The sequence below is a fragment of the Plesiomonas sp. PI-19 genome, assembly GCF_021368255.1.
Lineage (GTDB): Bacteria > Pseudomonadota > Gammaproteobacteria > Enterobacterales > CAMTGL01 > Plesiomonas > Plesiomonas shigelloides.
This window is the reverse complement of record NZ_JAJNMQ010000001.1, coordinates 1012356-1036420: the sequence shown is the minus strand read 5'-3', so window position 1 is coordinate 1036420 and position 24065 is coordinate 1012356. Positions and strand designations below refer to the sequence as shown.

Annotated in this window: 21 protein-coding genes; 13 read left to right on the top strand and 8 right to left on the bottom strand. The window is 52.1% G+C overall.

Features of this window, described 5'->3' with window-relative positions:
• Positions 1-91: 91 nt before the first annotated feature.
• Together LQ901_RS04715 and cysB are read right to left on the bottom strand one after the other, a co-directional pair.
• A complete protein-coding gene (locus LQ901_RS04715) occupies positions 92-1327 on the bottom strand; it encodes a methyltransferase (RefSeq protein ID WP_064977925.1) in 1236 nt (411 codons plus the stop codon).
• Positions 1328-1720: 393 nt separating this feature from the next.
• Complete coding sequence (gene cysB, locus LQ901_RS04710; RefSeq protein ID WP_010863935.1) at positions 1721-2695, bottom strand: HTH-type transcriptional regulator CysB; 975 nt, start codon at positions 2693-2695, stop codon at positions 1721-1723.
• 291 nt (positions 2696-2986) lie between these two features.
• Here cysB and LQ901_RS04705 point away from each other — a divergent pair, with 291 nt between their 5' ends.
• On the top strand, positions 2987-3748 hold the full coding sequence (locus tag LQ901_RS04705) for a hypothetical protein (protein WP_010863936.1): 762 nt from the start codon (positions 2987-2989) through the stop codon (positions 3746-3748).
• A 574-nt stretch (positions 3749-4322) separates the two neighbouring features.
• On the opposite strand, the gene topA is transcribed toward LQ901_RS04705, so the two are convergent.
• Positions 4323-6938, bottom strand: coding sequence for a type I DNA topoisomerase (gene topA / locus LQ901_RS04700; RefSeq protein WP_039044872.1), 2616 nt, complete (start codon positions 6936-6938; stop codon positions 4323-4325).
• 292 nt (positions 6939-7230) lie between these two features.
• Here topA and astB point away from each other — a divergent pair, with 292 nt between their 5' ends.
• Both astB and LQ901_RS04690 read left to right on the top strand, forming a co-directional pair.
• Positions 7231-8604, top strand: coding sequence for an N-succinylarginine dihydrolase (gene astB, locus LQ901_RS04695; RefSeq protein ID WP_064977926.1), 1374 nt, complete (start codon positions 7231-7233; stop codon positions 8602-8604).
• Positions 8605-8713: 109 nt separating this feature from the next.
• Positions 8714-8980: a YciN family protein gene (locus LQ901_RS04690; protein WP_039044963.1), complete on the top strand. Its 267-nt coding sequence runs from the start codon at positions 8714-8716 to the stop codon at positions 8978-8980.
• A gap of 110 nt (positions 8981-9090) precedes the next feature.
• Here the strand turns inward: LQ901_RS04690 and LQ901_RS04685 are convergent, their stop codons facing one another.
• Together LQ901_RS04685 and sohB are read right to left on the bottom strand one after the other, a co-directional pair.
• Positions 9091-9513: a DUF805 domain-containing protein gene (locus LQ901_RS04685; protein WP_255698126.1), complete on the bottom strand. Its 423-nt coding sequence runs from the start codon at positions 9511-9513 to the stop codon at positions 9091-9093.
• A 194-nt stretch (positions 9514-9707) separates the two neighbouring features.
• Entirely contained in the window at positions 9708-10772 is a 1065-nt protein-coding gene (gene sohB, locus LQ901_RS04680) for a protease SohB (RefSeq protein WP_064977927.1), read from the bottom strand.
• A gap of 145 nt (positions 10773-10917) precedes the next feature.
• On the opposite strand from sohB, the gene LQ901_RS04675 reads away from it, so the two are divergent.
• Positions 10918-11679: a YciK family oxidoreductase gene (locus tag LQ901_RS04675; RefSeq protein ID WP_230403001.1), complete on the top strand. Its 762-nt coding sequence runs from the start codon at positions 10918-10920 to the stop codon at positions 11677-11679.
• 221 nt (positions 11680-11900) lie between these two features.
• Positions 11901-12473 (top strand): hypothetical protein, encoded by a 573-nt coding sequence (locus tag LQ901_RS04670; protein WP_064977929.1) that lies wholly within the window; start codon positions 11901-11903, stop codon positions 12471-12473.
• Positions 12474-12565: 92 nt separating this feature from the next.
• On the opposite strand, the gene rluB is transcribed toward LQ901_RS04670, so the two are convergent.
• From rluB to LQ901_RS04655, 3 genes are all read right to left on the bottom strand, one after another.
• A complete protein-coding gene (gene rluB / locus LQ901_RS04665; protein ID WP_064977930.1) occupies positions 12566-13435 on the bottom strand; it encodes a 23S rRNA pseudouridine(2605) synthase RluB in 870 nt (289 codons plus the stop codon).
• A gap of 130 nt (positions 13436-13565) precedes the next feature.
• Positions 13566-14186 (bottom strand): L-threonylcarbamoyladenylate synthase, encoded by a 621-nt coding sequence (locus LQ901_RS04660; RefSeq protein ID WP_010863945.1) that lies wholly within the window; start codon positions 14184-14186, stop codon positions 13566-13568.
• Position 14187: 1 nt separating this feature from the next.
• The gene (locus tag LQ901_RS04655; RefSeq protein ID WP_082935536.1) at positions 14188-15111 is read right to left on the bottom strand and encodes a PHP domain-containing protein; all 924 of its coding nucleotides are present in this window, start codon (positions 15109-15111) and stop codon (positions 14188-14190) included.
• A 541-nt stretch (positions 15112-15652) separates the two neighbouring features.
• Between LQ901_RS04655 and LQ901_RS04650 the strand changes: the two genes are divergently transcribed.
• The 8 genes from LQ901_RS04650 (at position 15653) to LQ901_RS04615 (ending at position 23993) form a co-directional block, all read left to right on the top strand.
• Complete coding sequence (locus tag LQ901_RS04650; protein WP_152136174.1) at positions 15653-17281, top strand: anthranilate synthase component 1; 1629 nt, start codon at positions 15653-15655, stop codon at positions 17279-17281.
• Positions 17275-17943 (top strand): aminodeoxychorismate/anthranilate synthase component II, encoded by a 669-nt coding sequence (locus LQ901_RS04645; protein ID WP_304610495.1) that lies wholly within the window; start codon positions 17275-17277, stop codon positions 17941-17943. Before LQ901_RS04650 ends, LQ901_RS04645 begins: the two co-directional genes overlap by 7 nt.
• Positions 17944-18009: 66 nt before the next feature.
• The gene (gene trpD, locus LQ901_RS04640; RefSeq protein ID WP_064977932.1) at positions 18010-19008 is read left to right on the top strand and encodes an anthranilate phosphoribosyltransferase; all 999 of its coding nucleotides are present in this window, start codon (positions 18010-18012) and stop codon (positions 19006-19008) included.
• Between the two features lie 2 nt (positions 19009-19010).
• Positions 19011-20396, top strand: coding sequence for a bifunctional indole-3-glycerol-phosphate synthase TrpC/phosphoribosylanthranilate isomerase TrpF (gene trpCF, locus LQ901_RS04635; protein WP_064977933.1), 1386 nt, complete (start codon positions 19011-19013; stop codon positions 20394-20396).
• Positions 20393-21586: a tryptophan synthase subunit beta gene (gene trpB, locus LQ901_RS04630; RefSeq protein WP_064977934.1), complete on the top strand. Its 1194-nt coding sequence runs from the start codon at positions 20393-20395 to the stop codon at positions 21584-21586. The genes trpCF and trpB overlap by 4 nt, the downstream gene beginning before the upstream one ends.
• On the top strand, positions 21583-22392 hold the full coding sequence (gene trpA / locus LQ901_RS04625) for a tryptophan synthase subunit alpha (RefSeq protein ID WP_064977935.1): 810 nt from the start codon (positions 21583-21585) through the stop codon (positions 22390-22392). Before trpB ends, trpA begins: the two co-directional genes overlap by 4 nt.
• Before the next feature lie 347 nt (positions 22393-22739).
• Entirely contained in the window at positions 22740-23117 is a 378-nt protein-coding gene (locus LQ901_RS04620) for a YkgJ family cysteine cluster protein (RefSeq protein ID WP_010863953.1), read from the top strand.
• Positions 23118-23267: 150 nt separating this feature from the next.
• Entirely contained in the window at positions 23268-23993 is a 726-nt protein-coding gene (locus LQ901_RS04615) for a YciC family protein (protein ID WP_064977936.1), read from the top strand.
• Positions 23994-24065 lie beyond the last annotated feature (72 nt).

Here is a 24065-nt window from a genome sequence, read left to right as displayed (position 1 = left end):
AGTTATGCTCATAAAAAACCGGTGCCTAGCACCGGTTTTTTTATCTCTGCTTTATTAACTTTATTAACTCAATTAACTCTATTAACTATGCTTATTCATGAGTCCGGCTATTCACGATGAGCGAATCGCGCACGCAAGCATGCGGTGCTCGGCGCGCATGAATCATCACATTACGCGGCGTTAAGTGGCGTTCGCAAAACGTCCCCAAATGCACCTGATAACCATGCTCTTGCAGATACAATGCCCGATCCAGCACCAACCAGATCTCCAGTGGCCGCCGGAAAAGATGACGTACTAATTCGGTACGACTCACACACAGATAACGCTGTTCGCCGATGGCTTCCCAATGCGACCAATCCACTTGCTGCGGTAATGTGACACCACGCTTATCGGCAGCCCAATTACAAAAAGCTGCAAAGCCCTCGCCGAGCAGCGCTTTCGGCAGATTCGGTAGATTTAAGTACTCATCCACACCACGCACCATGCGCTGCAAAGCATCGAATCCTAACCGGTAGCTCACTTCCAAGCGGCGTAAACGGCGGATACGCTCACCGCCAGTCACCGATTCTTGCAAGCTCAGGCGCAAATCATGGCGACTTAGCTGCAGTGTTGACTGATTGGCCACCTGCGACATCGGCTGATAGTGGTCGGCACTGATTTTATGATAACAACACGGAGAGATCGTCATTGCCTCACAGGCAGCATGGATACCGTGGCGCAGCAACTGCATGTGTAGCTCGCCACAGGCATGGAGTCCCACCGCATGCAGTTCTGGACGGAAAAAGCGCTGCGCTGTCGGACAAAGTGCATCTTGCTGATGCAAAATCAGGCTAATCCCTTCGGCCTGCGCCAGCTGCGTACCGCTTGCGCACAACTCCGCTTGTAACTCGATGCCTTCCACCGGTTGCGTGGTATGTCGTGCCAGTGTGCGCGCCAAATGCCCCTTCCCTGCACACCACTCTAAGAGCGGCAACGGGTACGAGGGCAATACGGCAATGAAATCGTGGATCTGTTGCTGCTTGCGCTCTGATAACCTGGGCGCGGAACGCGCAGTCAGTTGCTGCTGCGCCGCCAATGCCGGCAGCACGCACAACGCCTCCAGCTCAGAGGCTGCAGGAATATGAGGCTGTAAAAAAGCACTGAGCGCAGCACTATCTGCATCAAGCCGGTCGATATCATCGAGGGTCAGCGCGTCTAACGCCGCCTGCAGTGCCGGAGCCTTATCGGCAAAATAGGCCGACGTATAGTGAAAAGGGGAAAACTGCCAGAACTCGCGTAACTGCCCTAGCAAGGTGTCTAACCTGTCAAACCGCTCATGCAACGTCATGGCCGAAGATTCGTATCCGCACAAAAGAATTTGCAAGAATGCGCAGTGAAATCTCATGTTCACCCGCGTCAAATACTAAAAGAAGGTATTCAAGGCTGATGCTATTCACGGCGCTGTGATGGAAAACGCGCGTATCTTAGTCGCTCGTTATCGGCTCGCCAATGACTATTTCACGCGACTGCTCTCTCACTCCGCACATAGCCTGATAACCGAGTAACAATGCGCACAAATCAACAATTGTCAGTAAGCAAAAATGAGCGTCAATGCGCGGAGGAGCCTAAGACAAAAGACAAAAATAAGACGTGAAGTTGGGATAAGAAAACGCCAACGCACAAGCGCCTATGACAGGCCACCTGTGCGTGCGTATTAGACGTGCGGTTTAGTGCTCGGTTCCTAGCGCACCGGCAGTTTGATATCTTCAAACATCTCTTCGATTTCTTCATTCGAGCGTAATGAAATCGCAGTATTAACCAGATCCTTGGTCAGGTGAGGAGCAAAACGCTGCATGAAATCGTACATATAGGTACGCAAGAAGGTGCCTTTACGGAACCCAATTTTAGTGGTGCTAGCATCGAAGATATGGCTCGCATCAATGGCGATCAGATCTTTATCCAGCGCGGGATCTACCGCCATCGAGGCAATGACACCGACCCCAATGCCTAAACGGACATAGGTTTTAATCACATCCGCATCGGTCGCGGTAAACACAATACGCGGCGTCAACCCAGCACGATTAAAAGCTGAGTCCAGCTCAGAGCGGCCCGTAAAACCAAAGATGTAAGTGACAAGCGGATACGCCGCCAGATCATGGATGGTAATTTGCGATTTATGCGCCAGTGGATGGTTCGGCGACACCACAATCGAACGATTCCAGTGATAGCATGGCAACATCACCAGATCGTGATACAGATGCAACGCTTCAGTGGCAATCGCGAAATCTGCCGCGCCTTTGGCCACCGCTTCAGAAATCTGCGCTGGCGTGCCCTGATGCATGTGCAAAGAGACTTTCGGATAGCGCTCGATAAACGCTTTAATCACTTTCGGCAGCGCATAGCGTGCTTGGGTATGAGTAGTGGAAATGTTGAGCGTTCCTCGCTCAGGATGAGTATGTTCACCCGCCACTGACTTGATACTTTCCACCTTGGCCAGAATATCGCGCGCAATACGGATAATGTCGCGTCCAGCAGGTGTTATCTGCGTCAGGTGTTTACCACTGCGCTCAAAAATCTGGATGCCCAGTTCGTCTTCCAACATCCGAACTTGTTTGCTGATCCCCGGCTGTGAGGTGTACAGCCCTTCTGCCGTAGAAGAGACATTCAGATTGTGGTTAACCACTTCTACAATATATCGAAGCTGTTGTAATTTCATAGCCAACTCAACCGTTATTCCTTTAACTCTATTGGCATTATTGCCGATACAACCTTTGCAAGTATGCCCAGTTCCCAACAGCGCATACTCTTGACATACAGTTTATTAATAAAAGCAAAAAATTGCCATGCGAATAGCGCATAAGCCTATACCAGATTTTGAGAATCTGATTTATCGCTTGTTTTTCTGTATGCATGTACAAGAATAGAAACACAACCACTATCATGAAATCCCATGATAGTGTATCTTTGACAGAGTTTTTACTAAAATTACAGATTCAGAGCACCGTCTATGAACTTAATGCTGTTTTTCGTCTTGCTTGGTGTTCTTTTACTCCTCGTTATTGGCTATAACGTTATTGTGCAAAACCGAGCAAGAATTGAACACGAAAAGAAAATTGAGTCACAAAAATTAAAAGCAATCATTGATGAGACAGACCAACTGCTCTCCCAAATCAATATCATTCCCTTCAGTAAAGACCTGCTACTTTGCTTGCAGGTTCGCAGTTTTACCGCCATTAAAGGCCTCGCTGCACTGGACAATAAGAATGCCGATTTGGCCCAACAAGTGATTGCCACGCAAAGTCAGATCGAACAATCAAAACAATCCTTTAAAGGTCAAGACTTAAGCAGCTTCACGCAACCAGAAAACGATAAGCAAGCGCTGGCATTACTTAAACTTATCCGTCGTCTGCGTGCCGTGATCCGCGCTGAGCATGGCTATGGCCGCATGGAAACGCGCTCATTTATCACGGAAAACCAGCGCTTAGAGCGTCTGCAGTTGATGATTAACATCGACAATCTGTACAAGCGCGCCCGTGAAGCCTTAACGGCCAATCAGTGGTCTAATGCCAAACAACTGCTGACTAAAGGTCTCAATGCACTGGCGAAATATGAAGATGATTACGCCGAGAAAATGACTTCGCGAATGCTGGCTGATATCGAAGAAATTAATCGTCATCAGAACGAAATAAAGAATAAGCTGGATAAACAAAACCGTCAGAAAGAAACCGATGAGTTAGATATATTGTTCCAGCCGAAGAAAAAATGGTAATTAGCGAATCGTAGTAGGGATATTTGCTACATAAGGATAAATTATCCGCACAGCAATCTATAAAGAGTCAGAATAATAACGCCATAATGACAATAATCTGACTTCCCTCACGACCTGTAATGTATTTTGTAAATTACCTCATCATTTAAAAAGCCGCTTTGCGGCTTTTTGCTTTCTTATTCCCACGTACACTGCCATCCCTGTATTCACGTATCCCAAGCGAGCATCGCGTGCAATCTGGCATTAACGCCTGCCGGTATATCACAGAAGATATTCTTATTGCCGCAATGAGGTTGTGTGCACAGGATTAGGCGAGTCATTGCATGGGAGAGAGTTATCGTGTTAAGCAAGTCTAGTGCCACGCGACCTCGTAAGGCTATAACACGCAGCTACACTGACCACCTTATGACATCATCCATGTACGAACCCACGGCCTCACACTCAATAGAAACCATAGAAACTAGAAGCCATAAAAACAACAATGGCCGGAAAACCGGCCATTATTTATACGAAGTGCGCGTTATCTAACGGTTGGGCTCTGTGCTGTATAGTAACTAGCTGCCCATCCGGATGATTACTTCTCTTTAGCAACCCACTTGCCGTCAACATAGAATGCTGACCAGCCGGTCGCTTTACCCTCTTTCTCGGATGCTACATACTGCTGCTTAGTCTTACGGCTAAAGCGCACGGTAGTCTTATTACCTTCCGGATCGGCTACTGGGGCATCGGCTAAATAGCGCAGTTTTTCCGGCAGACGCTCTTTAAAGCGGACTAACTCTTCCACCAGCGGAGCACGTGTTTCACGCGATTTCGGGAAGGTATTGGCCGCCAAGAACACACCAGCTGCACCATCACGCAGCACGAAATATGCATCCGATTTTTCACATGCCAGCTCTGGCAGCGGTACAGGATCTTCTTTCGGCGGCGCGATCTCACCGCTCTTCAAAATCTTACGGGTGTTCTTACAATCTGGGTTAGTACAACCCATATATTTACCGAAACGGCCCACTTTCAGGTGCATCTCAGCGCCACACTTGTCGCACTCAATCACCGGACCATCATAGCCTTTGAGACGGAACTCACCGGTTTCAATCTCATAGCCATCACAGCTTGGATTATTACCGCACACATGCAGTTTACGGGTGTTATCCAGCAGATAGCTATCCATCGCCGTGCCGCACTTAGCACAGCGGCGACGCGCCATCAGTGCGTTGGTCTCGGCCACGTCCCCTTCCAGAATGTTGAGCAGCTCAGCTTCTGGGATCAGGTTGATGGTGGTCTTGCAGCGCTCTTTCGGTGGCAGCGCATAGCCAGAGCAGCCCAGGAAAACGCCAGTGGTCGCCGTGCGGATCCCCATTTGACGGCCACATGTCGGGCAATCGATGTCCGTCAGCACCATTGGGTTAGCACGCATGCCACCTTCAGTTTCATCTTTTTCAGCCACTTCCAAGCGTGAAGTGAAATCTTTAAAGAAGCGATTCAGAACCTGACGCCACTCTTCTTTGCCGTTTGCCACATCATCCAGTTCACCTTCCATATGAGCAGTAAAATCGTAGCTCATCAGCTTGGTGAAGTTCTCTTCCAGACGATCGGAAACAATCTCACCCATCTTCTCGGCGTAGAAACGGCGGTTCTCAACACGCACATAACCACGATCTTGGATGGTAGAGATAATCGCTGCGTACGTTGACGGACGGCCAATACCACGCTTTTCCAGCTCTTTTACCAATGACGCTTCGCTAAAACGTGCTGGCGGCTTGGTAAAGTGTTGGCTTGGATCCAGTGCGATCATACTCAAGATCTGACCTTGCTCGACGTGCGGCAGAGTCTGATCTTCGTCGTTTTTACGCATCGCCGGTTGCACACGAGTCCAACCATCAAAACGCAGAGTACGGCCCTTAGCTTTCAAGGTGAATTCACCCGCCGACACCAGCAAAGTGGTGGAGTCATATTTGGCTGGCATCATCTGGCAAGCCACAAATTGACGCCAAATCAGCTGATACAGCTTCTGCGCGTCTTGCTCCATGTCTTTGAGCTGTTCAGCCAGCACATTGACATCAGATGGACGAATAGCTTCGTGCGCTTCCTGAGCGTTCTCTTTGCTTGAATACACCACCGGATTGGTTGGCAAGTATTTCTCACCAAACTCTGATTCGATGTAACCACGCACCATACCCAGCGCATCTTGGCTCAAGTTAGTAGAGTCAGTACGCATATAGGTGATGTGACCGGCTTCATACAGACGCTGCGCCAGCATCATGGTCTTTTTCACGCCATAGCCCAGACGTGTACTGGCTGCCTGCTGCAATGTTGACGTGATAAACGGTGCGGATGGCTTACTGGAGGTCGGGCGATCTTCACGCTCGGCCACCACGTATTGCGCACGTTGCAACAAAGAAACCGCGGCCGCAGTTTCTTCACCGGTAACCGGCTCGAAGGCTTTGCCGTTACGCTGCGTCACTTGCATGCGCAGTGGGGTTTCACCCACATTCAAATCAGCATGCAGCTCCCAGTACTCTTCTGGGATAAACGCTTTGATTTCGCGCTCACGCTCTACCACCAGACGCACCGCAACTGACTGCACACGACCTGCCGACAAACCACGCGCAACCTTTTTCCACAGCAGTGGCGAAACCATATAGCCCACCACGCGGTCGAGGAAACGACGCGCTTGCTGAGCATTAACGCGATCCAGATTTAGCTCAGACGGCGCTTCAAACGCCTGTTGAATCGCATTTTTGGTAATTTCGTTAAACACCACACGTTGATAACGTGTGTCATCGCCACCAATCACTTCCCGCAGGTGCCAAGCAATGGCTTCCCCTTCGCGGTCCAAGTCCGTTGCGAGGTAAATTTTATCGGCTTTTTCGGCCAAGGTTTTCAGTTCGGTAACCACCTTTTCCTTGCCTGGCAGGATCTCATAATGCGCCTTCCAGTCATGGTAGGGATCTATCCCCATGCGAGAGATCAGCGAATCACGCTCTTTTTTCTTGGTGACGATCGCTTTTTCTTCCGGCGACAGGCCCTTAGTGCTTACCGGCGCTTTTTTAGCGGCGGTCGAAGCCGAACCACTGGTCGGTAAATCGCGGATATGACCCACGCTGGACTTAACGATGAAATCGCTACCCAAATATTTGTTAATTGTTTTTGCTTTCGCAGGGGACTCTACGATAACGAGCGATTTACCCATAGTGGTGATTACCTAAATTTATCCTTTCCGACCGCATCGCTCACTGTAAGCTGCTGGCCCGTAAAAATGTCTCTTATTTATATTGCGGTACAAACTCAGGAGATCAACCTCTTTTTCGTTATCCACTGATTTGTTGTTTAGTACCTATACAATCCTGACCGTGCAACTTGCACAAAACCAAGACTGCTGTTATTCCTTCAAGAAGGCATGCCGCATCGCATGACACAGAACGAAAGCGCTTCCCTAGACGTTAATGTCCCTATGCTGGTTGTCACTGACAGGATGACTGCCTATGCCACGACCACGGAACACCAGTTGCGAAATCAACTTCGACGGATTAGTCGGCCCGACGCATAACTACGCCGGACTTTCTGCCGGTAACATCGCATCCACGCACTTTGCTCACCACCCTTCCAACCCGCGCCAAGCCGCGCTGCAAGGGCTAGAAAAGATGCGCCTGATGCTAAATCTAGGGTTGGCGCAAGGCATTTTGCCACCGCACGAGCGGCCATTACTGAGCGCGCTACGCCATTTAGGGTTTTCGGGTAGCCGAGCCCAAATCTTGGAGAAAGCCTATCAGTATAATCCGCGCTTGCTGGCCGCTGTGACCTCTGCCTCATCCATGTGGACGGCGAACGCTGCTACTGTTACGCCCAGCGCCGATAGCCATGATGGGAAAGTTCACTTTACCCCGGCCAATTTGCTGAATAAATTTCATCGGTCATTGGAATCAGAAACAACAGCGCGCATTCTGCGTGCCGTTTTTGCGGATGACAAGTACTTTACTCATCATCCCGCATTACCACCGCATGATATGTTCAGCGATGAAGGTGCGGCCAACCATACCCGAATATGCCCCACGCATGGAATGTCAGGTCTTCACATTTTTGTGTACGGGCGTTCTTTTTTTGATGAAAGCCGCACTTTCCCGCACCGTTTTCCTGCCAGACAAACGCTGGAGGCCTCGCAGGCCATTGCTCGCCAACACGGCTTAGATCATGATAATGCGATATTCATTCAGCAAAATCCGCAAGTCATTGATCAGGGTGTATTTCATAACGACGTTATTGCCGTGGGCAATGAAAGCGTCCTGTTTTACCACCAACAGGCCTTTTTGGCGACCGAAAGCCTAAAACAAGCGGTAACAGAACGTTTAAGCGCTGCAGATATCGCCTTTATCGAAGTTCCAGAACAACAAGTGAGCGTCACCGACGCGGTACAAAGTTATTTGTTTAACTCACAATTAGTGACCTTGCCGGACCAAAGCATGGCCCTGATCGCGCCTTACGAATGCCAAGAACATCCGGTCATCAGTGCCTATCTGCAAGCTTTGCCAGAGCGCTATCCGCGGCTCAGTCAGATCACTTATCTGGATTTGCGCCAAAGCATGCAAAATGGCGGAGGGCCCGCCTGCCTGCGCTTGCGCATAGTACTCACTGCCGATGAGATGGCTGCCGTTCAGCCCCATTGCCTACTTGATAACGCGAAAATCGATCAACTCACACATTGGGTGAACAAGCATTATCGCGACCGACTGACACTGTCAGATTTGCGCGATCCGGCCTTGCTTGACGAATCATGCCGCGCCCTAGACGAACTGACACAAATTCTGCACTTGGGCAGTCTCTATCGCTTTCAGCAAGTCGGACACTCTGCAGAGGAGTAATTGAATGGTGAAATAGTGGAATCATTAACGTCAGGCATGCGAGTGACCGCAGTCATGCTAGAATAGTGGCTGTTTGTGTTACACCGCTGTACAAGGAAATAAAATGACGATGTCTTCTGCTACTCATACTGACGAAAAACAACCAATCACCCGTGCTGCCATGCTGGAGCTGGCGAACAAGATGATTGCGGAACACGAAGATTTTATGCACGGCATGCATGCTGATGATGTAGAGCAGAAAAACGGCGTGCTAATTTTCCGTGGTAACTACTTTCTGGATGAGAAAGGCATGCCTACCGGAAAAAGCACCGCAGTATTCAACATGTTCAAGCATCTGGCGCACCGTCTGTCAGAGAAATACATTCTGATTGACTAAAGCGCCCTGCGGGATGACGCCGACATAACACCGGCTTAGCACATCCGGCCATCAGCGCCCCGCCAACAGCGCAGCGATATCACCATCGTGAGCCGCTGGCGGCGGGTTATTCACACGCGACGCTGTTGTAACGCATCCGTTGTAGCATCCGTTATAGATAGAGCGCTAGTTTGACTCACTGATGATGCAGAAATACCCGTCTGGCTCGCCGATGCAGGCACAGTGCCGCGAATTAGCACCACACACAGCAGCAATAATGTTCCACCGCCAGGCAACACATTCAGCCATAACCATGACGCACTCAACCCCGCATCGCGCAGTCGCTTAACCAGCAAGGCCAGTAAGGCGCAGACCATGAATACGGCCAAACTGGCATCCATCCAGTTTAAGTCCATCCCCGGCCATAGCAGCGTGACAAACCCGCCCAGACCGTGGAAAAACAGCATCACCCCAACGGCAAACCCTAACCCCAAACCAAATTGCATCCTTGAAATCCGGCCGCGAAACGACAACACCAACCACGCCCAGTACATCACGGTGACCTTTATTTCAATTAATCAATTGGATAAGTGCACAGCATGTTTTGATCCCGGCAGATTCAAGCCGGGGAAATGACTTCTGCACGCATATTCTTATGGATGCAGTAAACCACATCCCGCTCCGATATGGCAGTAGCCCATACCGGAACAGGTTAGCCACAACGCATTACATTTTGTCGTACGTTGTCTTACAGCAGTGGACGCTGTCCGCGTTGCATCCAGCGTAGCAGCAGGCGATCAGTGCCCTCTTCCACACTGTGGGCCAGTTTGTCTGTAAGCTTTTTCCGCAAAATATAGCGGACTTCTAGCACATCTTTTTCGGCAATTTCGCGCAGCAACACATCATCGCTCGTGGCAATTTCATCCACTAAGCCTTTATCCAGCGCCTGCTGGCCGAACCAGTGTTCACCGGTCGCCACACTGTTGATATCCAAAGAAGGGCGATATTGAGACACAAAGTCTTTGAACAGCTGATGGGTTTCTTCCAACTCTTGGCGGAACTTCTCTCGGCCTTTGTCGGTATTCTCACCCAACATGGTCAACGTACGTTTGTACTCACCCGCCGTCATCAGCTCCACATCCACATCATGTTTTTTCAGTAAACGATGGATGTTGGGGATCTGCGCCACCACGCCAATAGAGCCGATAATCGCAAAAGGTGCCGACACAATATGATCCGCGATACAGGCCATCATGTAACCGCCACTGGCAGCCACTTTATCCACGGCGACTGTAACTTTCAGCCCTTTGGCTTTCAACCGTGCCAACTGCGATGCAGCCAACCCATAACCATGCACCACACCGCCAGGGCTTTCCAAGCGTACTAGCACTTCATCGCGCTCAGAGGCAATCGCCAACACTGCGGTGACCTCTTCGCGTAATGACGCCACTTCATGGGCATCCATGCTGCCTTTAAAGTTCAGAACGTACACACAAGGCTTACCCTCTTCGCGCTCAGCGCCCTCTTTTTCAACGCTCTTTTCGGCCTTTTTACGTGCCTTTTCTTGCGCTTTTTCCTCTTTTTTCTGCTTTTTACGCTCAGTTTTCAGCGCATGCTCATCCAAGCGCATCTCTTTGAGCTCATCCACCAGTTCACGGTATTGCTGGCCTAGGTCGGTTACCTGCAACTCGCCGCGTTTGCCCGGTTTGCTTCGCTGCGCCAAACCAAACACCAGCAACAGTAATCCACCGATAACCGCAAATACGGTGAGTGATTTGGCCAGAAAAACACCGTATTGATAAAGAAATTCCACAGTTCACCTTATTTATTTGGCATATCCTGTGTACATCCTAACAAATGCTTGGCCAATGCCCAATGTCGCGATTACGTCACAATCAGGTTACAATGCGCAAATATTAACAATGCGTCATTGTCTGACTGTCAAAAGAGGGTATTACGTGGATTATCAAGCCCCTGAAAACTTACTGACTGACCGTATTATTCTGGTCAGTGGTGCCGGAGATGGGATCGGAAAGGAAGCCGCACTCACGTATGCCCGTCATGGTGCAACGGTGATCCTGCTGGGTAAAACGGTGCGCAAACTGGAAGCGACCTACGATGCTATTGTGGCGCAAGGCGGCCAAGAGCCCGCCATCATCGCACTGGATATGATGGGCGCGACCGGTCAGCATTATCAGCAGATTGCCGAGTCAATTCGCGAACAATTTGGTCGCCTTGATGGTGCGCTGCTGAACGCCGGTATTTTGGGGGTGCTGTCACCGCTTGCCCAATATGATGAGAAAACGTGGCGGGAAGTGATGCAAGTGAATGTCACGGCGCAGTTTTTACTGGCGCAAGCCTTGCTGCCACTGCTGCATGCGGCCCCGTCTGCTTCCTTGGTTTTCACCTCTTCGAGTGTCGGGAAAAAAGGCCGAGCGTTTTGGGGTGCCTACGCGGTATCCAAATTTGCAACCGAAGGGATGATGCAAGTGCTGGCCGATGAGCTGGAAAACACGCAAGTGCGTGTCAACTGCATCAATCCGGGCGGTACCCGTACCGGAATGCGCGCCAAAGCCTTCCCTGCGGAAAATCCAGAATTACTGAAAACCGCCGCCGAGATCATGCCGGTTTACCTCTACTTGATGGGCGATGACAGCAAACAAGAAAACGGCCAAAGTTTTGATGCGCAGCCTAATCGCTTACCGGGAATCGCGCGCTAAGAGCACGCGTATTTAGCGTATCACACCTGCGTTTTACAGCGCACATTCATCAACTAAGCATAACCGGCATCAAGGGAAGCGGTACCATGTAATACCGCTTCCCCATCAATTAGACAAATCAGCTTACATAATCACCGCACAAAATCCTGCCGCTACGGGAATCTCGGCCTAAAATGGTGGTCATAAATGACAGAACATCATAAAAGCCGTGAGGTTACTCTATGAACCGTCAGTTACTGATTGCTGTGTTGATGCTGTTCAGTGGCAGCATAGCAACCGCACATGCCGAAACCCTTTATCGTCAGTATGATCAGGCAGTAGCCACCTCTACCGAAGCACTGGAGCAAGCAGCGGATACCACTAAAGAGTGGGCAGGCAAAACCAGTGAGCAGCTAGAGCTGCCGCAAAAATACGATGCGGCGCGTAACTCGGTCGACAAGGCTGCCGAACAAGTCAAAACCGGCTGGGACAAAACCAGTGAAAAGCTGCAACTGCAGCAAAAGTATGACTCGGTGAAAAGCTCGGTAGACACCACCATTGGCAACGTGCAAAACACATGGAATGCACCGGAGAATAAAGCGGCCCGCGCAGAAGCAGAAAATCAGTTAAAATCGTCGTGGGATGGCATGATGCTGCAAGGCAAAAAAGTCTGGCAGAGCGTGACGAATCAACCCGCACAACCTGCGCAGAGTGAGAATGGCAGCACCAATGCCGCTTCACCCGCTCCGGCCAGTAACGCTCATCCTGCACAACAACTGGATGCCAGCGGTAACTATCCTGATCCCGCTCAGTAAGCACTGACCACAGATAATCGTTAATTAGTGCTGATAAAAAAATACCCGCCAATGGCGGGTATTTTTGTTGTTCGCTGTATTTGCACATCCAGTTAAGCAGGACGACGCGGACGACGCTGCTGCTGCTGTTGCTGAGTATGACGGCGCACTGCACGACGGATCTGGTTCGGATTCTTGGTCCGACGCTGATGTTCCACCGCCACTTTGGTCTGAGTCTCTTCCTTCAGACCCACCAGCTCACGCAAGTAGTTCACATCTTTCAGTTCCAGCTCTGCCCAGCCACCACGCGGCACCAGCTTAGGCAGCTTGATGTCACCGTAGCGCACACGGATCAGACGGCTCACCTGCACGCCCTGTGATTCCCACAGACGACGCACTTCACGGTTACGGCCTTCGGTCAGGGTGACGTTAAACCACTGGTTGATACCCTCACCGCCCTGGAACTTGATGGACTTAAAGGACGCCGGACCATCTTCCAACTGCACGCCCAGACGCAGACGTTGCAACATAGCATCATCCACCGCGCCAAACACACGTACAGAGTACTCACGTTCAACTTCTTGGCTTGGGTGCATCAGACGGTTCGCCAGTTCACCATCGGTCGTGAACAGCAGCAGACCTGAGGTATTCACGTCCAGACGACCTACGGCTATCCAACGCGCCCCTTTCATACGTGGCAGACGATCGAATACGGTAGGACGACCATCCGGGTCTTTACGCGTACAAAGCTCACCTTCCGGCTTGTAATACGCCAGAACGCGACAAATCACTTCGTCTTTTTCTTTGATGGAAACAATATGACCGTCAATACGCACTTTCAGCGGTTGGCGAGTATCAACACGATCACCGAGTGTCGCTACTTTGCCATCGACACTGACACGTCCCTGCTCGATCATTGCTTCAATTTCACGTCGGGAGCCGTGACCGGCACGGGCCAATACTTTTTGCAGTTTTTCGCTCATTGAGCCAACCTCTCATTGTCGCCTTCACAGGCGTCGCTAGTGTGTTTCGTTTCGGATTTCGTTTCGGTAAGCTGCCCGATTGAGGCTTTACCCAAAGGGGGCAGCATCATACCTGATGCACCGCCGCGCATCAATGAAATGGCGCGCTATCGGCAACCCCTTCACGCACGATAACCGGTGCATCTTCGGTCAAATCAATCACGGTGGTAGGCTGTTGGCCAAGGTAACCGCCATTGATGATCAAATCGACCTGATGTTCTAAATGATCGCGGATCTCTTCTGGATCAGACTCAGTAAAATCATTGCCCGGCAAAATCAGCGAGGTGGACATCAACGGCTCACCCAACGCCTCCAACAAAGCTTGCGCAATATTGTTATCCGGCACCCGCAGACCTATGGTTTTACGCTTTGGCGTCATCAAACGGCGCGGCACTTCTTTAGTCGCCTTCAAAATAAAGGTGTAAGCGCCCGGCGTGTTATTTTTGATCAAGCGAAAAGCGGAGTTACTGACCTGTGCGTACAACGAGATCTCAGACAGATCGCGGCACACCAAGGTAAAGTTATGCTCTGGGTCTAATTGACGGATGCGAACAATTCGATCCATCGCATGCTTATCGCCCAGCATACAGCCCATGGCATAGCCCGAATCGGTCGGATACACCACCACCGCGCCTTCGCGCAGCAAAGCCACCGCCTGATTAATCAGACGCGCTTGTGGGTTATCGGGATGAATGTAAAAAAACTGGCTCATATTATTCCTCCTGCCGTGTGTCAGGGTCAGGCCACTGATGCCACACCGGCGTGCAGTCTGCTGGTAGCCACAATTTCCGCCCCAGCTCGATCCACGAACAAGGCTGATGGAAATCAGATCCCTGTGAAACCAGCAGATTAAATTCTCTTGCATACGCCGCCAGTTGAGCCCGCTCCTGCGGGGCCTGCTGGCACTGTGCAATTTCCATGGCATCACCGCCGGCTTGCGAAAATGTCTCTAACAATTTTCGCAGCCATTTTGCCGATAAACCATAGCGCCCCGGATGAGCCAGCACGGCCTGTCCGCCGGCAGCGTGAATCACGCTAATTGCTTGATTTATTGTACACCATTGCGGGGGAACATATCCTATTTTCCCTTTTGCCAGATATTTCTTAAACACACCTTGCATGGTGGACGCTACGCCCAGTTCCATCAGGTAACGGGCAAAGTGGGCTCGAGTAATTGCACTGCCGCGTTGCACATATTTGCGCGCACCTGCCAAGGCATCAGGAATGCGGTGTTTTTCCAAACGGCGCGCCATCTCTTCCGAGCGTTCGGTACGTTTTTGCTGCTGCTCGCCAATCAATTGCTGCAATTCAGGATGCGTTGGCGCAATGCCCAAACCCACAATATGAATTTCGATATTTTCCCAACAGGTGGATATCTCAATGCCATTAATCAAACGCAGCGCAAGCGCATGCTGCACAATGGCGTGATGGGCCGCGTCTAACCCGCCCACCGTATCATGATCAGTCAACGCCAACACGGTAACGCCTTGCTCGGCTGCCCGTAGGACCAATTCTTCCGGCGATAAACTGCCATCAGAAGCCTGACTGTGGCTGTGTAAATCAAACAAAGGCACTAAGTTCTGTCCTGCGCTCTGTTCTGCACCCTGCTCTACGCCGCGTTCTGCGTTGTCGGTCATGACTCATTTCCGTTTTCCAAAAAATTAACAGCAGCCTTATAACACACATCCCTTACTCGCCGCCCAAACAAAATGATGTTCAAACGGTGCAATGCAAACGGATATTCGTTACCCCTGAGGTTGTGACACATCACGCAGCCAAACAGTAAAACAACCCGTCACTAACACCATCGCAGCGTTTTTATAATAAAAACTCACAATCAGGGATTGACAACACCCACTTGTATCAGCTTAATAGTACACAAGCCAAGCAAGTTTGGCATGCCGAATAACCGTGTAACACACCCGGCACCACACCCACTCTTGCTGCTGTGACCAATGAGGAGTCTGTTATGTCAACGCTGTTCGTCCGCCACTACCACACAACTATCTGCACTCTGCCTCTGGCAGGTTGGTGGCGTGATACCTATGCGGGCAGCGTTGTGGCACGTACCTGAGGTTAACTCAGCTCGTCACACCATCAAGCCCGCACTTTGCGGGTTTTTTTATGCGTGTTTATACGCGCCACGAGATAACAGAAGTATTAAAGGAATAAAACGATATGGCCTCACTGATTCAGATTTTACAGCGCGATGTTCCGTATCATCAGGATCCCACCCTGATTTTTCAGGCTCTGTGCGCCGAACAAGCGGCCTGCTTACTGCTGGATTCAGCTGAAATTGATAGCAAGGAAAACCTGAAAAGTTTGCTGCTGATTGATGCCGCATTGCGGATCGTTTGCCAAGGGAATCAGGTCAACGTGCAGGCGCACAGTGATAACGGACGCCGCCTGCTGGATGTGTTGCAACACAAGCTACCAGACAGCGTAGATGCCCTGCGTGAGTCTGCTGCGTTAACACTACGCTTTCCCGCAGGAGCCGCCCACTCTGCGACGGCGCAAGATGAAGATTCACGGCTGAAAAGTTTGTCAGTATTTGACAGTGTGCGCGCGTTACTGCACGGCTTGAGTTTTGACCCTCAGCACCCGCATGCCCTGTTTATCGGTGGACTGTTCGCCTACGATTTAGCGGCCCAATTCGAGCCAATGCCCGAGGTGGGAAGCCAGCAGCAATGCCCTGATTTTTGCCTTTATGTGGCCGAAACGTTGCTGATCATCGACCACCAGCACCGCCAAGCGCACCTGCAGGCGTCTTTATTTGCGCACTGCCAGCATGAGCAGCAGCGCTTAAGTGACCGCTTATTGCAGCTCAACCAACAACTGCACCACTTGCCAGCGCCGGCGCAGGCACCAGAAGCGAGCATCGCCCACTTGCACCTTAGCCAATCGGATGCGGAATTTTGTACCACCGTGCAAACGCTGAAGCAGCATATTTTGTGCGGCGATATTTTTCAGGTGGTGCCGTCTCGCCGTTTCAGCTTGCCGTGCCCACACCCGTTAGCGGCTTACCGCGAACTCAAGCGCAGTAACCCCAGCCCATACATGTTTTACCTGCAAGATCCGCTGTTCACGCTATTCGGGGCATCTCCGGAAAGTGCCTTGAAGTTCAGCGCCGATACACGCCAAGTCGAAATCTACCCCATCGCCGGCACCCGTCCTCGCGGTAAAACTGTACAGGGCGACATAGACCGCGATCTGGATAGCCGACTGGAGCTGGATTTACGGTTGGATAAAAAAGAGCTAGCCGAGCACATGATGCTGGTCGACTTGGCGCGCAATGACGTTGCCCGGATCAGCGAGCCGGGTAGCCGCTATGTGGCCGATCTGCTGCACGTCGACCGCTATTCCCACGTCATGCATTTAGTCTCACGCGTTGTTGGCACTCTGCGTAGTGATCTTGATGCCCTGCACGCCTATCAAGCCAGCATGAACATGGGCACCCTGACCGGCGCGCCCAAAATTCGCGCGATGCAGCTGATTTATCAAACCGAACAAACTCGCCGTGGCAGCTACGGTGGCGCAGTAGGTTACATGAATGGCCAAGGCGATCTGGATACTTGCATCGTGATCCGCTCAGCCTACGTCGAAAATGGTATCGCCTGTGTGCAAGCCGGTGCCGGTGTGGTGTACGACTCGGTACCACAAGCCGAAGCCGACGAAACCCGCGCTAAGGCACAAGCGGTGATCAGTGCTATCGCCCGCGCTCACCAATTTACGCTGCACGAATCCGTGCCTCAGAGCCAAGCGGCATTGCTCGGGCAAACCAACGTACAGGAGGCATCATCATGCTAAATTCATCGGCCACTGTATCCGGCACCATGATGTCCAACGTCAATACCGCTGCGATGCCGCATGTCGTGCTACTCGATAACTTTGACTCGTTCACCTATAACTTGGTCGACCAATTCCGCTTGCTCGGATGCCCGGTCACCGTATTTCGTAACAGTGTCGATGCCAAGCATATCGCCGCGCAATTACGTGAGCTAAACCAGCAATCGAGCGCCGTCTTAGTGCTCTCGCCAGGGCCAGGCGCACCGAGTGCGGCGGGCTGCATGCCAGCCTTGATTGCAGATATCAAAGGGCAAGTACCGATTATTGGCATCTGCCTTGGCCATCAAGCCCTGATCGAATCTTATGGCGGCACCGTCAGCACGGCCGGTGAGATTATTCACGGTAAAGCCTCCGCTATTAGCCATGATGGGCAAGCCATGTTCGCCGGCCTGCCACAACCACTGCCCGTGGCCCGTTACCACTCGCTAGCCGGTAGCAATCTACCGAGCACACTGACGGTCTGCGCGGAATATCAAGGGATCCCAATGGCCATTCGCCAAGATAGCGATCGCGTCTGTGGTTTCCAGTTCCATCCAGAGTCGATTCTCACCACACAAGGTGCTGTCTTGCTGGCGAATGCACTGCGTTGGGCCAGCGCCAAGAGCGCCATCCCAACAGCTTGAGGCTGGCTCAACAGCCCGAATCACGACACCGACCGAATACGGAACTGCTCGAAGAAGGAATAGACGATGCAAGCCATTCTGGACAAATTATTCCGCCGCGACAGCTTAACGCGCGACGAAAGCCACACTCTGTTTGACAGCATTATTCAAGGCGCTATGCCGCCAGAATTGCTGGCTGCAGTCTTGATCGCATTGAAAATGCGTGGCGAGACCCCGCAAGAGATCGCCGGCGCGGCTTCAGCGCTGCTGGCCCATGCCCAGCCGTTCCCACGCCCAGATTATCTGTTTGCCGATATCGTCGGCACTGGCGGCGATGGCAGTGGCAGCATCAATATCTCCACCGCCAGTGCATTTGTTGCCGCCTGCTGTGATGTTCGCATTGCCAAACATGGCAATCGCAGCGTATCGAGCTTAACCGGCTCTTCCGATGTATTAAGTGCTCTGGGTATTCGCATCGACTTACCGGCCGAGCAAGCGCGCGCAGCCATGAATGACTTAGGCGTGTGCTTTTTATTCGCGCCGCAATACCACGGCGGCGTGCGCCACGCCATGCCGGTGCGCCAGCAGCTAAAAACGCGCACCATCTTTAATGTGCTCGGCCCCTTGATTAATCCTGCGCGTCCGCCGTTGGAGTTGATGGGTGTCTATTCGCCAGAGCTGCTGTTACCGATTGCCGAAACACTGCGCGAATTGGGCTTTACGCGCGCCGCGGTCGTCCACGGTAGCGGCCTAGATGAAGTGGCACTGCACGGCCCTACCCAAGTAGCTGAGCTGCGCGACGGTGATATCCACAGCTATACCTTAACGCCGGACGATTTTGGTTTAACCGCCGCACCACTGGAAAGCTTACGCGGTGGCGATGCGGGTGAAAATGCGCGCATTCTCACGCAATTACTGCAAGGACAAGGCACTACCGCACAACGTCATGCCGTAGCAGCTAACGTTGCCTTACTGCTGCGGCTATTCGGGCACGAGGATCTCAAGCACAATGCAGAACAGGCATTAGCTGTGCTGGCCGGAGATCAGGCCCTGCGCAAAGTTCAACTTCTTGCAGCCCGAGGTTAAGGATGAAAGAGACTGTATTAAGTCGCATTGTCGCCGACAAACACCATTGGATTGCGCAGCAAAAAAGCGCGCAGCCATTGGAAAGCTTTATTCTGGATATTCACCCCAGCGATCGGGATTTTTATGCGGCGCTACGCCAAAACCGACCGGCATTTATTTTGGAATGCAAGAAAGCCTCCCCCTCTAAGGGGCTGATCCGCGCTGATTTTGATCCCGCAGCGATTGCTCGGATCTACGCACCTTATGCTTCGGTCATTTCGGTACTGACTGACGAAAAATACTTTCAGGGCAGCTTTTCGTTTTTACCGCAAGTCAGACAAGAAGTGCGCCAGCCCGTGTTGTGCAAAGATTTCATCATTGACCCATATCAGATTTATCTGGCACGCCATCATCAAGCCGATGCCATCTTACTGATGCTGTCTGTGCTCGATGATGAAACCTACCGCACACTGCACGCGGTGGCCGATCGCCTGCACATGGGCGTGCTGACTGAAGTGAGCAATCGAGAAGAAGCTGAACGAGCGGTGACTCTCGGGGCGCGAGTAGTTGGCATCAATAACCGCAATCTGCGGGATTTGAGCATTGATACCTCGCGCACGGTTGAATTAGCCGCCATGTTACCACCAGATGTGCTGGTGATCAGCGAATCCGGTATCCACCAACATCGCCAGATCCGTCAACTCGGGCAAGTCGCACATGGCTTTTTGATTGGTAGCGCCCTGATGGCCGAGCCTGATTTGAATCAAGCGGTGCGCCGCGTGCTGCTGGGGGAAAACAAAGTTTGTGGTTTGACGCGCCCTGAAGATGCCCTGGCCGCCTATCAAGCCGGCGCTTACTACGGCGGGCTGATCTTTGTTGGCAAATCGCCGCGCTATGTGGATATTGCCACAGCAAAAACCATTCAAGCCGCCGCACCGCTGCAATACGTTGGCGTGTTTCGCAACGCCAAACCAGAAACCATCGCACTGACCGTTGAGCGCCTAGGTTTACATGCGGTGCAACTCCACGGCAGTGAGGATGCGGCGTATATCCACGCCTTACGGCAAACATTACCAACCCAGTGCCAAATTTGGAAAGCACTGCCCGTGGGCGAGCACGTCCCTAAACTGGATCTGCCGGATGTCGATCGCTATGTGCTCGACAGCGAAGCACAAGGCCAGTTCGGCGGCACCGGGCGCACCTTTAACTGGGCGTTATTAGAAGGATTACCGCTCGATAACGTGTTGCTCGCCGGTGGTCTAAACCCCGATAACGCCGAATCAGCGCAGCACTTAGGTGCCGTCGGCCTCGATTTTAACTCCGGCTTAGAAAGTGCGCCGGGGATCAAAAGTCAGGACAAAATCAGTACCGTTTTCTCACGTTTACGTCAGCAGGGAGTTTCAGCATGACCAAGCTTAATCCGTATTTTGGTGAATTTGGCGGGATGTTCGTCCCCCAGATTTTGATCCCTGTCTTGCAGCAGCTGGAAGAAGCGTTCATTGAGGCTCGCCAAGATCCTGCGTTTCAAGCTGAACTGCACGACCTGTTGGTCAACTACGCCGGACGCCCGACCGCCTTGACCCTGTGCCGTAATCTCACCGCCGGCACGCGCACTAAGCTATACCTCAAGCGCGAAGATTTACTGCACGGCGGCGCGCACAAAACCAACCAAGTATTGGGACAAGCGCTGCTGGCGCGTCGCATGGGCAAAACCGAGATCATCGCAGAAACCGGTGCTGGGCAACACGGCGTCGCCACCGCGCTGGCCTGCGCGCTGCTCGGACTCAAATGCCGCATCTACATGGGCGCGAAAGATGTGGAGCGTCAATCGCCGAATGTGTTTCGCATGCGACTGATGGGCGCAGAGGTGATCCCGGTCACCTCAGGCTCGGCAACCTTAAAAGATGCTTGCAGCGAAGCAATGCGTGATTGGTCTGCCAGCTATGCCACCGCCCACTACTTATTGGGCACGGCAGCAGGCCCGCATCCCTTCCCCACCATTGTGCGTGAATTTCAGCGCATGATTGGTGAAGAAACCAAGCGCCAAATTATGGAAAAAGAAGGCCGACTGCCAGATGCCGTGATCGCCTGTGTCGGCGGAGGCTCCAACGCCATCGGCATGTTCGCGGACTTTATTGATGAAACCTCCGTGCGCCTCATCGGTGTCGAGCCTGGTGGACTCGGCATTGCGAGCGGCCAACATGGTGCGCCACTCAAGCATGGCAAAGTGGGGATCTTCTTTGGGATGAAAAGCCCCATAATGCAAGACGCAGAAGGACAAATTGAAGAGTCCTACTCCATCTCTGCCGGTCTCGATTTCCCCTCTGTGGGCCCGCAGCATGCACACCTGAATAGCATTGGCCGTGCGGATTATGTTTCGATCACCGATGACGAAGCGTTAGACGCATTCCAAGAAATTGCCCGTCACGAAGGGATCATTGCCGCGCTGGAATCCTCACATGCACTGGCGCATGCCCTGAAAATGGCGCGCGAAAATCCGCAGCAAGAGCAATTGCTGGTGGTTAACCTTTCCGGTCGTGGCGACAAAGATATTTTTACTGTTCACAAGATCTTGCAAGCGCGCGGGGTGATGCAATGAGCCGTTATCAAACACTGTTTCAGACACTGGCCGAACGCCATGAAGGCGCGTTTGTCCCCTTTGTTACGCTGGGCGACCCCAACCGTGAACAGTCTCTGGCCATTATCGACACCTTAATTGCAGCTGGTGCCGATGCTCTAGAGCTGGGCTTTCCGTTCTCGGATCCGTCTGCTGATGGCCCCACCATTCAAGGTGCCAATTTGCGCGCATTGCAATCTGGCATCACGCCAACTCAGTGCTTCGCCATGCTGAGCGAAATCCGCGCTCGCCATCCCAAAATCCCCATTGGGCTGCTGATGTACGCCAATTTGGTCTATGCCCGCGGCATTGATGCGTTTTACGCTGCGTGTGTACAAAGCGGCGTAGACTCCGTGTTAATTGCCGATGTGCCCGTTGAAGAATCACTGCCGTTTCGTGTGGCGGCGCAAGTGCACGGCATCGAAACTATCTTCATCTGCCCACCGAATGCGAACAGTGCCACCGTGCAAAGTGTGGCTGCGAGCTCACAAGGCTATACCTATCTGCTCTCGCGCGCCGGCGTAACCGGTGCTGAGCAAAAAGCCGTGATGCCACTGGAGCACATTATGGCGCAGCTTCGCGATCATAATGCGCCGCCAGCCCTGCTCGGCTTTGGAATTGCAGAGCCAGCTCAAGTCAAAGCAGCACTGGATGCCGGCGCGGCAGGCGCTATTTCCGGCTCAGCGGTGGTGAAAATCATCGAACAGTACCAAACCCAGCCAGAGCAGATGCTGCAACACTTGCATGCGTTTGTTCAGGCCATGAAAGCGGCCACTCAGCGCGGCTAATTCGCAGCATAACCGGGCGTAACCCCAATCCCCGATAACAGGTCGGCGCCACCGGCCTGTTTTTTCCACATCCAGAGGATTGAGCGCATCAGCTCTCACCATGCCCTATTTCACACCGCTGCCGCGGCAGTTAAACGCATACTTACGAGCTACATCCCGTCATCGCACTGATTTACAGCGATATTTATTGCCCCCTCTTGAAGAGCGGTAGCCGCCGCGCTATAAAACGCAGCAGTGAATTAGTTCGTTGAAAACACCCCTTTCGCCCGCCCGCTCATAGAAATGAGCATTGAGGCATACGAAAGGCGTGGTGGTCTGCTCCATAACAGTGAAGTTTGTGTGCAATCATGAGTGATGAGTTAAATCCCTGTGTCAGCTGCGGCGCGTGCTGCGCCTATTTCCGCGTTTCTTTCTACTGGGGCGAAACTACCGAAGGCGGTGGTTTAGTACCTGAACATCTCACTGAACAAGTGACCCCGCATCTGGTTTGCATGCAGGGCACCGGTCAACGCCCGGCGCGCTGTGTGGCGTTAACCGGTCAGATTGGCGAGTCGGTCAGTTGCAGTATGTATCATCAACGCTCCAGCACCTGTCGGCAATTTGCCATGTCCGGTGAAAACGGCGTCCACAACCCTGACTGCGATAAAGCCCGCGCCGCACATGGTTTACCGCCCTTACCGGTTCCCGTTTGGCAACCGTCTCTACCGGAGGCTGAACCGGCCTGAGCCTTAATCTAAGACTGAAATTTTCAGCAGAATTAGCCCACATCAGCGAACAAACACCGATTACCACACTGCAGCCCTTTCATTTGAGGGCTGCTACCCGCTACAATCAGCCCCCGAAACAGAATCTTGCATGAACTGTGGGGAGACTTCATGCCTATCACCGCTCAAACTTTATTACGCGACAGCGCTAACTTTATCCGTAATCACCTGAATACGGTGCTGCTGCTTTCACTGATCGTTGCTGTGATTGTGGTTCTGGCAGAATACCTGATGATAGGAACTCCAGACTCCATCGAACTGTCGCAAGACCAGATCATGATGCAAAGCATGCGCACACAAACTTTGCTGAACATCCTGACCACTCCGCTGTTTAGCGTCAGTCTGCTGAGTCTGGTATTGCTAAGCTCCCGTGGTTTTCAAGCTAACACCATGACCGCACTGAAAGCCGGTGTGCCGCTCTATTTCTCGATGTTAGGGCTGGAAGTATTATCTGGACTCGCGACCTTTGTCGGCTTTTTAGCGCTGATCCTGCCAGGGATTTATGTGGCGATCCGTCTGTCTTTCGCCCCTTGCTTTTTAGTTAGCGAACGTTTGCACATGCTAGATGCCATGAAAGCAAGCTGGGCCGGTGCGACACCGTGGATGCGTTTGGTCTTACAAGGCTATTTGTTTATCTACCTAGGTTTGCGTCTGCCATCGGTCTACATTTTGGGGCTGATTGATAATGCGCTGAACCTGTATCCATCATTGTTTGCTCTGCTGGTAAGCGTGGTCTACAACCTGACCAGCGCCCTGATGCTGATTTTCCTGTTCCGTCTGTATATGCTGAAATTAGCTCCACAACAGGAGCAAACCAGCACACCAAGCGTGGAGTAATAATCAATCGCTAGCACGAGCAAGTGCCTCGATAAAACGGCATTGCATCAAAAAACGGCAGAGAAATCTGCC

Bases quoted from the DNA above. Each gene is read 5' to 3' on its own strand.
- trpD (WP_064977932.1), top strand. From the start codon at position 18,010: ATGCAAGCCATTCTGGACAAATTATTCCGCCGCGACAGCTTAACGCGC.
- LQ901_RS04685 (WP_255698126.1), bottom strand. From the start codon at position 9,513: ATGTACTGGGCGTGGTTGGTGTTGTCGTTTCGCGGCCGGATTTCAAGG.
- LQ901_RS04690 (WP_039044963.1), top strand. From the start codon at position 8,714: ATGTCTTCTGCTACTCATACTGACGAAAAACAACCAATCACCCGTGCT.
- astB (WP_064977926.1), top strand. From the start codon at position 7,231: ATGCCACGACCACGGAACACCAGTTGCGAAATCAACTTCGACGGATTA.
- cysB (WP_010863935.1), bottom strand. From the start codon at position 2,695: ATGAAATTACAACAGCTTCGATATATTGTAGAAGTGGTTAACCACAAT.
- LQ901_RS04715 (WP_064977925.1), bottom strand. From the start codon at position 1,327: ATGACGTTGCATGAGCGGTTTGACAGGTTAGACACCTTGCTAGGGCAG.
- trpA (WP_064977935.1), top strand. From the start codon at position 21,583: ATGAGCCGTTATCAAACACTGTTTCAGACACTGGCCGAACGCCATGAA.
- LQ901_RS04670 (WP_064977929.1), top strand. From the start codon at position 11,901: ATGAACCGTCAGTTACTGATTGCTGTGTTGATGCTGTTCAGTGGCAGC.
- topA (WP_039044872.1), bottom strand. From the start codon at position 6,938: ATGGGTAAATCGCTCGTTATCGTAGAGTCCCCTGCGAAAGCAAAAACA.
- LQ901_RS04660 (WP_010863945.1), bottom strand. From the start codon at position 14,186: ATGAGCCAGTTTTTTTACATTCATCCCGATAACCCACAAGCGCGTCTG.
- LQ901_RS04645 (WP_304610495.1), top strand. From the start codon at position 17,275: ATGCTAAATTCATCGGCCACTGTATCCGGCACCATGATGTCCAACGTC.
- trpB (WP_064977934.1), top strand. From the start codon at position 20,393: ATGACCAAGCTTAATCCGTATTTTGGTGAATTTGGCGGGATGTTCGTC.
- LQ901_RS04655 (WP_082935536.1), bottom strand. From the start codon at position 15,111: ATGACCGACAACGCAGAACGCGGCGTAGAGCAGGGTGCAGAACAGAGC.
- trpCF (WP_064977933.1), top strand. From the start codon at position 19,011: ATGAAAGAGACTGTATTAAGTCGCATTGTCGCCGACAAACACCATTGG.
- LQ901_RS04650 (WP_152136174.1), top strand. From the start codon at position 15,653: ATGGCCTCACTGATTCAGATTTTACAGCGCGATGTTCCGTATCATCAG.
- LQ901_RS04615 (WP_064977936.1), top strand. From the start codon at position 23,268: ATGCCTATCACCGCTCAAACTTTATTACGCGACAGCGCTAACTTTATC.
- LQ901_RS04705 (WP_010863936.1), top strand. From the start codon at position 2,987: ATGAACTTAATGCTGTTTTTCGTCTTGCTTGGTGTTCTTTTACTCCTC.
- rluB (WP_064977930.1), bottom strand. From the start codon at position 13,435: ATGAGCGAAAAACTGCAAAAAGTATTGGCCCGTGCCGGTCACGGCTCC.
- LQ901_RS04620 (WP_010863953.1), top strand. From the start codon at position 22,740: ATGAGTGATGAGTTAAATCCCTGTGTCAGCTGCGGCGCGTGCTGCGCC.